Below are 534 nucleotides of genomic sequence, written 5' to 3' on the forward strand. Positions count from 1 at the left end.
GAAATCAGCGCGCAGGCCATCGGCCCGGGACCCCCATTCCGTGAAATACGACTCGGTGATGGCCTCCGCGACGATCGGATGCAGATCCTCCTCCGTCGCTCCGGCCTCCTGTAGCTCCAGGATCTGCTTCGCGTAGGTGGGCGAGATCGGGGTGGTGATGGTGCGTATCCGACCGTCGTCCGAGCTGCCCGAGCACGTGAATCCGAAGTACGCCGTCACCTCCACCATCATCCCGCTGGTGGTGGAAGCCTGTTCGCGTGCACATGCTCTGACCTGCGGCTGCCACCCGGACTCGGTCGCCTCCACCAGGGCGGCATGGAGCCGTTTCTGCGGCTCCTTCAGCTTGCCGGCGCGGTAGCGCTCGATCGTGCGAGTCGAGACGCCCACACGCTCCGCCAGGCTCCTCGCTGACTCACACGGCCCCTCCGGGCAACGCGCCCTCCTCATCACCAGCCTCGCGGTGAGCTGACCCCGGTTTTGTGGAGTCCCTGAAGCCAGGCTTATGATCCTGGCCTGAAGGAGAACCACGAGCAG

Annotated in this window: 1 protein-coding gene; it reads right to left on the reverse strand. The window is 65.7% G+C overall.

Annotated elements, in window-relative coordinates; all coding sequences use genetic code 11:
- The coding region (gene tpg / locus AC5WS8_RS39340) for a telomere-protecting terminal protein Tpg (RefSeq protein ID WP_496108267.1) at nt 1–447 on the reverse strand (447 nt) is incomplete at its 3' end.
- Nucleotides 448–534: the final 87 nt, after the last annotated feature.

This window comes from Streptomyces sp. PTL18, from assembly GCF_059510295.1.